At 70.3% G+C, this 10,656-nt stretch carries 6 protein-coding genes; 2 read left to right on the top strand and 4 right to left on the bottom strand.

The features are described from left to right. The first annotated feature begins 166 nt into the window (after positions 1-166). Positions 167-1,132: an ADP-glyceromanno-heptose 6-epimerase gene (rfaD, locus tag ACTIGN_RS13055; protein ID WP_439624458.1), complete on the top strand. Its 966-nt coding sequence runs from the start codon at positions 167-169 to the stop codon at positions 1,130-1,132. 206 nt (positions 1,133-1,338) lie between these two features. On the opposite strand, the gene ACTIGN_RS13050 is transcribed toward rfaD, so the two are convergent. Next, positions 1,339-3,843 (bottom strand): DUF4139 domain-containing protein, encoded by a 2,505-nt coding sequence (locus ACTIGN_RS13050; protein WP_439624456.1) that lies wholly within the window; start codon positions 3,841-3,843, stop codon positions 1,339-1,341. A 124-nt stretch (positions 3,844-3,967) separates the two neighbouring features. Continuing rightward, positions 3,968-5,533 (bottom strand): glycosyltransferase family 39 protein, encoded by a 1,566-nt coding sequence (locus ACTIGN_RS13045; RefSeq protein ID WP_439624454.1) that lies wholly within the window; start codon positions 5,531-5,533, stop codon positions 3,968-3,970. Positions 5,534-5,897: 364 nt separating this feature from the next. On the opposite strand from ACTIGN_RS13045, the gene ACTIGN_RS13040 reads away from it, so the two are divergent. Next, positions 5,898-7,034 (top strand): prenyltransferase/squalene oxidase repeat-containing protein, encoded by a 1,137-nt coding sequence (locus tag ACTIGN_RS13040; RefSeq protein WP_439624452.1) that lies wholly within the window; start codon positions 5,898-5,900, stop codon positions 7,032-7,034. 468 nt (positions 7,035-7,502) lie between these two features. On the opposite strand, the gene ACTIGN_RS13035 is transcribed toward ACTIGN_RS13040, so the two are convergent. Continuing rightward, positions 7,503-8,516, bottom strand: coding sequence for a hypothetical protein (locus ACTIGN_RS13035; protein ID WP_439624451.1), 1,014 nt, complete (start codon positions 8,514-8,516; stop codon positions 7,503-7,505). A 298-nt stretch (positions 8,517-8,814) separates the two neighbouring features. Next, the gene (locus ACTIGN_RS13030; RefSeq protein ID WP_439624449.1) at positions 8,815-10,194 is read right to left on the bottom strand and encodes a serine/threonine-protein kinase; all 1,380 of its coding nucleotides are present in this window, start codon (positions 10,192-10,194) and stop codon (positions 8,815-8,817) included. Positions 10,195-10,656 lie beyond the last annotated feature (462 nt).

Below are 10,656 nucleotides of genomic sequence, written 5' to 3'. Positions count from 1 at the left end.
CCCCCTCACCCGCCGCTCGAAGACTCGCGGCGACCTCTCCCCCCGGACGGGGGGCGAGGTGTAGCCCCCGCGCCCCTCAGCAGCAATGAGGATGAGTGAGGGGCGAACACCGGAACCGAATTCCAGCCCCGCGTAACGGTTCGGCACCACGGCAGGAGGCTTCATCATGATCGTCGTCACCGGCGCGGCCGGGTTCATCGGGTCGAACCTGGCGCACCGCCTTGCGGCGGAGGGCCGCGACCTGCTGCTGGTCGACCACCCGCTCACCGCCGCGAAGTACGCCAACTTCGCCGGCCTGTCGCGCTTTCAGTTCATGGACCACGAGCGGTTCCTCGCCGCGCTCGGCACGGACGTGCGTGAGGCCGAGGCGGTGTTCCACCTCGGCGCGTGCAGCTCCACGACCGAGACGAACTGGGACTACCTCGCCCGCAACAACGTCGGCTACACCCGCACCCTGTGGGAGTGGTGCGCGACGACCGGGTGCCCGTTCCTCTACGCGTCGAGCGCCGCGACCTACGGCGACGGCTCCCGCGGGTTCGACGACCGCACCCCGCCGGCCGAACTCACGCCGCTGAACCTCTACGGAAAGAGCAAGAACGACTTCGACATCTGGGCGCTCGCGGAGGTTTCTGCTGGGAGACCGCAGCCGCACCGATGGGCCGGGTTGAAGTTCTTCAACGTGTACGGCCCGCGCGAGCCGCACAAGGGGCGGATGGCGAGCGTCGTGTACCAGACGTGGAAGCAGGTGAAGGCGACCGGGGGCATGGCGCTGTTCCGCTCGACCGACCCGGCCTACGGCGACGGCGGCCAGCTCCGCGACTTCGTGTGCGTGACCGACAACGTCGAACACCTGCTCTGGCTGTGGCGCGGCCCGGCCCCGAGCGGCGTCTACAACTCCGGCACCGGCACCCCGCGGACGTTCTTCGATCTGGCGAAGGCGGTGTTCGTGGCGCTCGGCCGCGAGCCGAACATCCGCTTCACCGACATGCCCGCGGACCTCGCCGGGAAGTACCAGAACTTCACGAAGGCCGACACGACCAAGCTCCGCGCCGCCGGCTACGACCGCCCGCCGACCGCCCTCGAAGACGGCATCCGCGACACCGTCGCGTGGCTGGAGGCGAACGCGGTCTAAGTTTGGTGGGGCAGGCATTCGAGCCTGCCGTGTTGAAATCGTTGGCCCCACGCGGGCCGCCACGGAGGGCGGCCCCTACAGACCAAAGACGAAAACTCTGCTAGGGGCCGCCCTCCGTGGCGACCCGCCAATCACTGTTGACTTCAACCGAGCAGCCTCTGGTCTGTGCCACCAACCACGGGCGAACACCCTCCCGCCCGCGTGCGTCAGTCGGAGATGTTCGCGAGGAACGCCTCGTACTTGCCCCGGGCCTTGAACTCCGCCTCGGCGAGCGACTTTTGCTTCTCGGTGAGGGCGTCGATCTCCTTCTCCTGGTCCGAGAGCTTCTTCAGGTAGGTCGCGTACACCTCGGCCTCTTTCGGCGTCTCGCGCAGGTTCTGGCGGATGCGCTCCTGGTCCGCGTTGAGCCGCGCGAGGTCCATCAGAACCTGGCCCTGCTCGCGGCGCGCGGCGTCCCACGCCTCCCTCACCTTTGCCGCCTGCTGGAGCTGTCGCTTCAGCCCCGGGCTGGTCTCGGCGAGTGTCGTGAAGTAGCGGATCGCGTCGTCCGCGTCGTTCGTGAGGGTGACCTCGTTCGCCAGCACCCGCTCCTCCGTCACGGTGAGCGACTTCGACTCGCCGGCCCGCACGGCGACCTGGAACCGGTACACGTCGGGCGTGTCCTCGACGGGCTTGTCGGTGCCCACGAGCTTGAACTGGTCGTTCGTGCGGTTCGGGTGCTCGATGAGCAGCGTGCGGTCGGTCCGCGAGCGGTTCGTGACCCGGTACGTCTTCTCCTCGGTCAACTTCGCGCTCACGGTGACGAGCCCCTTCACCGCCTTCACGCTGGTGACCTTCTGCGACCCGGCCCCCCTCTGCGGGTCGACCTCGGTGCCGAGGTCGATGGCGTAGGAGACGAGCCGCTCCTCGTTCGGTTGCACGTCGAGGACGCGGGTGTCGCCAGCGTACACGCTCCCCTCGAACACGGTGATCGGCCCCTGGTTCAGGTGCGCGCCCGAGGTGTTCTTGAACCTCAGGCCGAGCAGCGGGTGCGTGCGCTGAACGGCCTCGTTGTAGATGCTCACCTTCTGCCCCTCGATCGCCTTGCCGACGATCGGCAGCATGGCGCTCTTCTGGCGGGCGAGACTGACGGGGTGGTCGATCGCGTACTGGAAGGCGTCGCCGAGGGCCGCGGCGGTCGCGGCGTTCCCGACACTGCCGGTGGCGACCGGCGTGGCGAGCTCCTGAGCCACCGTTCGGGCGTCGAGATGGGCACCGAGCCCGGAGACGTCGTACTGTGCGAACGACCGGAGGTCCGGCCGGCGCGGGTCGGCGTCGGTGAGGCCGCCGTACACCATCCGCTCCTTGTCGCTGCCGAGGTGCTGCTCCTCCGCCACTCGCTTCTGCGTCCTGGCCATCGTGACCAGCGCCCCGATCGCCGGGTTGTTCGGATCGAGGCGCTGGGCGGCGAGGGCGACCTGCTCGGCCGCCGCGTACTTCCCCTGCTTGACGAGTTCGTGGTACGCCTTGAAGTGACCCTGGAGGCTCACGCCCTGGAGGTTCACGCCCGGCGGAGGGGGTGGCGCGATCGGGTCCAGGGTCGGCGGAGGTGTCGGGGCTCCGTCCGAACCGAACACACCGACCGAGATGTTCACGGGCTGCTTGTGGTCGCCCGGCCCGTTGTTCAGCGGCGGGCCGAGGTCAACGGCCAGCGGCAGCGGCCCGAGTGCGGGAATGTTGAGGCGGAGCCCGTGGCCGACGGCCCTGCGGTACGCCACCGGCCGCAGCGAGGCGAACAGCTCGGGCTCGACGGTCGGGCGGTTGAGGTACAGCGGGTCGTGCAGGTTCATCTGGAACGAGATGGGGCGGCCGCTGATGAGCGCCATCTTCACGCCGGCCCAGTCCTCGTCGGTGGTGTTCTCGACCAGCGCCCACCCCTGCAGGTACGGCTTCTCCTTGTCGGAGAGCACCATCCGGTACGACGTCTTCCAGATCGGGGCCTCGACGACGTACCCGACCTGCACTTTGCGCCGGCCGTCGCCCGCGAAGTGCAGGCTCACGGCCTTCTTCTGGGCGTCGTGCGACGCGGCCAGCACGTCGAGGGCGCGGCGGAACTCGTTCTCGATCACCGGGTTCGCGAACCGGAGGTGCTGCACGTCGGCGAGCCTCACGCTGCGGAGCCCCTCGGCGCACCACAGGTTCACGAACGCGGCCTCGGCCTCGCCGCCGGCCGCCGCGAGCCGCCGCCGCTCGACGCCGACGATCACCCCCGAGAGCTTGCCGCCCTGGGTGCCCGCGCCGGGGGCCACGGCGGCTTCGACCCGCTCGCCGCGCATCTGGCTGACGAGGGCGTCGAGGGTCGGGTTGCCGTCGAGGTTGACGGCGAAGCTGCCGAGGGTGCGGGAGACGGGCTCGCGGCTGTCGTAGCTGACCGCGGCCACGCGGCCGCCGCCGAAGTCTTCGAGGGTCATGCTCTTGAGCAGGTCGTTGACGTCGTGCTCGGGGAACGCGAGGTCCACGCGGGCGTCGTCGGTGACCTCGCCGCTGCGGGAGAAGTACCCGACCCCGCAGTTGAACAGCACCACCCGGGTGACGGGCAGCGACACCGCCGGCTTCACGTCGTGCTTCGCGGCCGCCCCGTGAGTGGCGCCGACGAGCCTGTCGGCCCCGATCCCGGCCGCCACGCCCGCGCCGAGGACCGGCAGGCACCACGCCAGTGTTCGCCTCATCATGTGTCGCACCTCGGTGGGCGCCCCGCGACGGGCCGGGGCGGGAGCGGGGCGCCGGAACGTGCGACCCGGGGTGCGATCATACGCGGGTGCCGCGGGCGGTGTCACCGCCAACCCGCACGGCCGGTTACTGCCGCGGCGGCACCTGGTGCTTCGGGTACACGACGACGACGTCGCACAGCCCCCACGGGGTCGAGCCGAACAGCGCGTCGAGCACCCCGCGGCCGTACTTCCGCCGCAGGCTCACCTCCTCGCGGATGCCGAGGCTCGGCGGCAGGATCTCCTTGAACCCGGCGAGCGACTGCTGGTGCGTGAACAGGATCACGGTTTCGGGGCGGTGGTGGCACTCGACGAACATCTGGTTCACGTCCTTGGTCCGCACGTTCCGCATGTCGCTCCGGTTCGCGTAGAACGCGAGCGAGTCGCAGTTCCGCGGGAAGCACAGCACCGACGTGTCCGGGTCGGCGACGAACCGCTCGACCAGCTCCGGGCGGCCGTAGGGCGACCGCTCCCTCGCGTACCACGGCATCCCGACGTGCGACACGAACAGCACGAACGACGCCATCACGCCGACCAGCCCCGGCGTCGCCAGCGACGTGTTCCACCGCGTCCGGCCCACGAACTCGCCGAGCGCGAGGCACAGGAACGGGTACGCCGGCAGGATGTACGTCGGCAGCTTGCTCCCCGAGCAACTGAAGAAGAACACGCACCACAGCCCCGCCAGCAGCCAGAACCCGGCGGCGAGTGCGGGCCGCGTGCTCGTGGCCTGTTCGCCGCGGAGCAGGTCGCGGGCGAACGCGACGAGCAGGATCGTTCCCGGCAGCAGCCCGCCGAGCAGGATCGGGACGTAGTACCAGATCGGTTGCAGGTGGTCGAACGGTTGCAGGAACCGCAGGACGTTGTGCTGCCAGAAGAAGTACCCGAGGAACTGCGGCTGCTCGCGGAGCATCGCGACGTACCACGGCACGTTCACCGCGACGACGACGGCGGCGAACAGGGCGTAGTGCCGCAGCCGCGCGACCTGGCGAGCGGCGAGGAACCCGTAGGTCCACAGCGGCACGAACAGCAGCATCTCGGCGATCGGCCCCTTCGTGAGGAACCCCAGCCCGGAGGTGAACGCGGCCGCGACCCACCACCCGGGCTTCAGCGCCCCGGTCCGCACGGCCTCGAACCCGCACAGCACCGACACCGTCACGCACAGCGTCAGCAGACCGTCGAGGAGGAGCAGGCGGGCGACGCACACGAACCCCGGCGCGACGCTCAGGAGCAGCGCGGCCCAGAACGCGCCGCGCTCGCCGATGCTGCGGCGGCCGATCAGGTACACGGCGAGGATCGTGAGGTGGACGCACACCGCGGGCACGAGCCGCGCCGCCGCCGGCGACACGCCGAACGCCGTGTACGACAGCGCGACGAGCCAGTACATGAGCGGGGGCTTGTCGAGGTACGGCTGGCCCTGGAGCGTCGGCACGACCCACGCGTCGTTCGCCACCATCTCCTTCGGGATCTGCGCGTACCGGCCCTCGTCGGGCTCGAGCAGGTGGAAGTTCAGCGTCGGGTACAGCACCGCGGCCGGGAGCAGCACCACGACCAGCAGCGCCCACGGGCGGACCCGCGTGTCGGCCGCCCCCTCGCCGGGGAACAGCACGCGGGTGAACAGGAACGACACCCACCCGAGCAGCGACCGCGCTTCCATACGCGAACCTCCAAACGGAACCGTGCCGGGACTATCGCACGCCGCCGCTCGCGCGGTCAACCCGGGCTGCGCGGCCACCCGGTGCCCACCGCTGGTCGCGGCGTGTTCAGGGGTCCCAGGGTTTGCACCAGGAGCCCCAGGGTTTGCGCCGCGGACCCAGGGTTTGCACCCTGGGCTACGCACTGCCGCCCCCTCCGGGGGCTAAATGCCTTGAGTCCCGGAGGGACGACAGTGCGTAGCCCAGGGTTCTGGTTGGGTTCTGGCGCAAACCCTGGGGCCGTTAGCGGCCCGCCGTGTTTTCACGGGCGGCTCCGAATTTGCCGGGTACGATGCTATGGTCCGCACACATCATGGGGGTTCGTCGATGAAGACGCGTTTGCTCGCCGCGGTCGCGGCGTTCGCTGCGGTGGTCGCGCTCGTGCCGGCCGGGCGGTCGCAGGACAAGGCCGCGCCGGACGCGGCGGCGATCGCCGCCAGGGCCGCCGAGTTCCTGAAGAAGACGCAGAACGAGAACGGGAGCTGGGGCAAGGAGCCGCAGAGCCGCGGGGCCACGGGCGTGATCGTCACCGGGCTCATCCGCACCGGCACCAGGCCCGACGACGCGCCGGTCGCCAGGGGGGTGAAGTACATCGAGTCGCTGGTGAACGCGAAGTCCGGGCACATCGCCGGGGACGACGCGAAGGCCACGCTCATCAACTACACGACCAGCATCAACATCATGGCGCTCAACGCCGCCGGGAAGGACGACAAGTACAGGGCGGTGATCGCCGGCGCCGCGAAGTACCTCAAGGAGTACCAGTGGGACGACGCCCGCGGTAAGAAGGACGACAGCGACTACTACGGCGGGGCCGGGTACGCCGGCGACAAGAGCCGCCCGGACCTGTCGAACACCGCGTTCTTCCTGGAGGCGCTCAAGGAGGCCGGCGTCAGCAAGGACGACCCGGCGTTCAAGAAGGCGCTCGTGTTCGTGGGCCGGTGCCAGAACCTCAAGAGCGAGCACAACACCGCCCCGTGGGCCGAGAAGAACAACGACGGGAGCTTCGTCTACACCGGGGCCAACGGGGGCGAGAACCGGCGCACCGACGGCGAGGGCGTGAAGACCGACATGGGCGGGTACGGGAGCATGACGTACGCCGGCATCAAGAGCATGGTGTACTGCGGGGTCGGCAAGGACGACCCGCGGATGAAGAAGGCGCTGGAGTGGGTCGCCAAGAACTACACCCTCGACGCCAACCCGGGGATGCCCGAGGCGAACAGCCAGCGGGGGCTGTACTACTACTACCACACGTTCGCGAAGTGCATGGCGGCGCTGGGCGACGACACGTTCACCGACGCCAAGGGGGTGAAGCACGACTGGCGGGCCGACCTGCTCGCGGCGCTGGCCAAGCGGCAGAAGCCCGACGGCAGCTTCGTCAACGACACCGACCGGTGGATGGAGGGCGACCCGAACCTCGTCACCGGCTACGCCCTGATGGCCCTGAGCTACTGCCAGAAGAAGTAGGTCACGATGGGATTCCGACGGGACGGCAAACAGACACACGCCGAACAGATGGCGTGGCAAGTGTGGCGGGAGCAGCACGCCGATTTGCTTCGGGCGACTGCCTTACCCCCGCAGGTACTCCGCACCCGTGCGGATTGGGAATACCTTCTCCGTTATGGCTATCACGCCGACCCGTATCCTCAGATCGATTTTCGCCTGGAGGAACTCATCCCGGTCCAGCGGGACGCCTTCAGGCTCCTCTTGGAAGTTGTGCTGAGTCCAGAGGAACGGTGTCAGGAAAGTGCTGGGTGGCACTTCGTCTGCCCGCCTGACCCAGCCGACCGACAGTAATCTCGCGACCGGCTACGCCCTGATGGCCCTGGGCTACTGCCAGAAGAAGTGACCGGTGTGTGTCGAGCCGACCGGAAATGGGAACCGCCCGCGACAGAGTCGCGGGCGGTTCGCGTTCACGGGCCGGGGTGCCGCGGGTCAGTTGCCGTACTCGCCGCCGAACCCGATCTTTCCGCCGATGCCACCGATGCCCCCCTGGAACCCACCGATCCCGCCCTGGAACCCGCCGATGCCGCCCTGAATCCCGCCGATCCCGCCGATGCCACCGATCCCGCCGATGCCGCCCTGGAACCCGCCGATCCCGGCGATGCCCCCCTGGAACCCGCCCTGGATGCCGCCGATCCCGGCGATGCCCCCCTGGATGCCGCCGATCCCACCGATGCCGCCCTGGAACCCGCCGATCCCGCCCTGGATCCCGCCGATCCCACCCTGGATGCCGCCGATCCCACCGATGCCACCAATCCCGCCGCCGATGCCGCCGAGCTGGCCGCCCAGCGCGCCGCCGCCCTGACCGAGGTAGCCCGGCCCGATCTGCGGGAACGGCCCGACGATGAAGTTCCCCCCACCGCCGATGCCCCCACCGAGACCGCCGCCGATGCCGCCCTGGAACCCGCCAATGCCCCCGGCGATCCCGCCCTGGATGCCGCCGATGCCACCCTGAAACCCGCCGATCCCGCCCTGGATCTGACCACCGATGCCGCCCTGGAACCCGCCGATGCCGCCGATGCCGCCCTGGAGCCCGCCGATCCCGCCCTGGAACCCGCCGATGCCACCGATTCCCTGGAGGCCGCCACCGATGCCCTGGAGGCCACCACCGATGCCGCCGATGCCGCCGATGCCGCCCTGGATCTGACCGCCGATGCCGCCGATCCCCTGGAGGCCGCCACCGATGCCCTGGATCTGGCCCCCGATCCCCTGGATGCCGCCCTGGATCTGGCCGCCGATGCCCGCGACCCCGCCGCCGCCGATGCCCGCGACCCCGAGCGCACCGGGGGCCAGCAGCGGGCGGAACGAGCCCGGCGGGACGTACGGGATGAAGTTGTTCCGGAACGTCCGCTGCTGGGCACTGACGACGCCCGTCAGCGGGAGGACCGCCAGGGCACTGAGCGCGACCGCGGTCTGCAAGAGACGCCGCTGGGACGAACGAAACATGTGTGGCTCCCGGTCAGCCAAGGTGAGTGAGTGTGGACCGTGGACGTTGCGATCCGGAGGGCATGCTACCCGAAAATTTAGCAGACGCCGGCAACCCGGGCAAACGACAGCGAACGATTATCATGAACTCTGTTCAGCTGATGAACACGCAGCAGTTCACGTTGCTGCCGCCGTCAGGGATTTGCGAACGTGATAGGCACGAATGGATGACAAAACCCCGGCGCGTGCCCGAAATGTAAGCAGCCCGCGACAGGGTCGCGGGCTGCAAGGAGCGGGTGCAAGGGGACTGTCGGGCGGGTCAGGGGGCCAGGGAGAGCCACCCGGCCAGGACGCCGGCGGCGACCGCGGCGAGGGCGACGGCGGCGTACACCAGCGCGCGGCTCCTCGGTGCGGCGACCGCGGGGGCGCGGACCGGTTTGGGGAGTGGGGGGGCCGTTCGCGGGCGGGCCCTGAGGGGCGGGGCGCTCTGGGTGTCGTGCCCGGAGATCGAGCCGGTCTCGTGGCTGGCGTGCGTCGGGTCGGCCGCCTCGGTCAGTTCGGCGAGCGCGACGATGTCGGACCCGGTGCGCCGCGGGGTGCGGGCGGCGATCTCGGCGAGCGTGGCCTGGAGGGTGCCGCGCTGCGCGACCTTCGTGCGGCCCAGGCCGGTGGCGACGCGGGGGCTGGCGTGGACCCACGGGGCCAGCGCGGCGACCACCTCGGCCGGCGTCTGGTACCGGTCCTCGGGCTTCTTCTCGAGCATCCGGGCGACGGCGGCGCTCAGCTCGGGCGGCACCTCGGGCCGCAGCGACGACAGCGCCGGCGGGGTGGAGATCTGGTGCTGGAGGAGCTTCTGGGCGGTCGAGCCCTCGAACGGGGGCTTGCCGGCGACGAGGGCGAACAGGGTGGCCCCGAGCGAGTACACGTCGGCCCGGCCGTCCATCGGGAGGTTCATCCCCTGCTCGGGGGGGCTGTAGTCGGCGGTGCCGGCGGCCTCGGCGGTGGAGTCGCCCGGGTACGCGGGGCCGTCGGCCGCCGCGTGCGGGTGCGCAAGGCCCATGTCGAGCACCTTGATGGTGCCGTGGCGGTCGAGCATCAGGTTGGCGGGCTTCACGTCGCGGTGGACGAACCCGCGCTCGTGGGCGTGCTGGAGCCCGGTGGCGGCCTGGGCGGCGTACTCGGCGGCGGCCGCGAACGGGACCCGCCCGCGGGCGAGCACCTGTTCGAGCGACTCGCCCTCGATGTGCTCCATGACGAGGAACGGCGTGCCCTTGTCGACGGTCACGTCGAAGACGCGGACGATGTTCGGGTGGTCGAGCGCGGCGGCGGCGCGGGCCTCGTTGAGGAACGTCTCGGCGGCCCGCTTCGGGTCGGCCCCCTTGCCCGGGATCAGCACCTTGAGGGCGACCTTCCGGTTCAGGCCGGCGTGCTCGGCGAGGTACACCGCGCCGACCCCGCCCTTGCCGAGCAGGTCGAGGACGGTGTAGGAGCCGAGGCGGAACCCCTTGTGGCGGCCGGCGAGGAGCTGGTCGGCCTGGAACCGCGTGAGGACGCCGGTGGCGACCAGTTCGTTGGCGGCCAGCCTGGGGTCGCGGGGCAGCGGCTGCCCGGCGAGCGCCGCGAGCTTCTGCGGGGTCGCGACGCCGCTCTTCTTGAGCAGTTCGATCAACTCGGCGGCCGACGTAGGCGGTGTGGGCATGGCCTCACGACCCAGTAAATTGTGGACGGGGCGACGTGCTGACCCGCAACCGCGACCGAGTATAAACCAGCGCCGGGGACAATGAAAGGGGCATGAGAGTTAAAAGTACCGCGATTCACAAAGTCCCGCGAGTGCGGGCCCCGCGATTCCAGTGTGACGCGGCGACGGACCTGACAGTTCCATATTCGACCCGCGCCCCTGGGAAGTAAACGGCAAATCTTGCGATTCCGGTCGCCGCCCGCCGCCCGCGGACCGGGCGCGTGGCCCGGTCCTCGGGAGCCGGCGACGCGACAGAGTCGGTCCGTCGCCCCCGCGGGTGCCACCAACCGCGCTCCGGGCCTCATGGTTTCCCTCTGCAGCGTGCGCCGGGGTGCGACTCACGGACTGGTCCCAAGTCCAATTGAACCGGAACCGTGGTGGACGGGTCGGAGCCCGAGCGCCGAGCGAGGGTCCACGTGAACC

It is taken from the genome of Gemmata sp., assembly GCF_051859125.1.
Lineage (GTDB): Bacteria > Planctomycetota > Planctomycetia > Gemmatales > Gemmataceae > Gemmata.
Note: the sequence above shows the minus strand (reverse complement) of the source record. Positions and strands in the feature narration are given on the sequence as shown.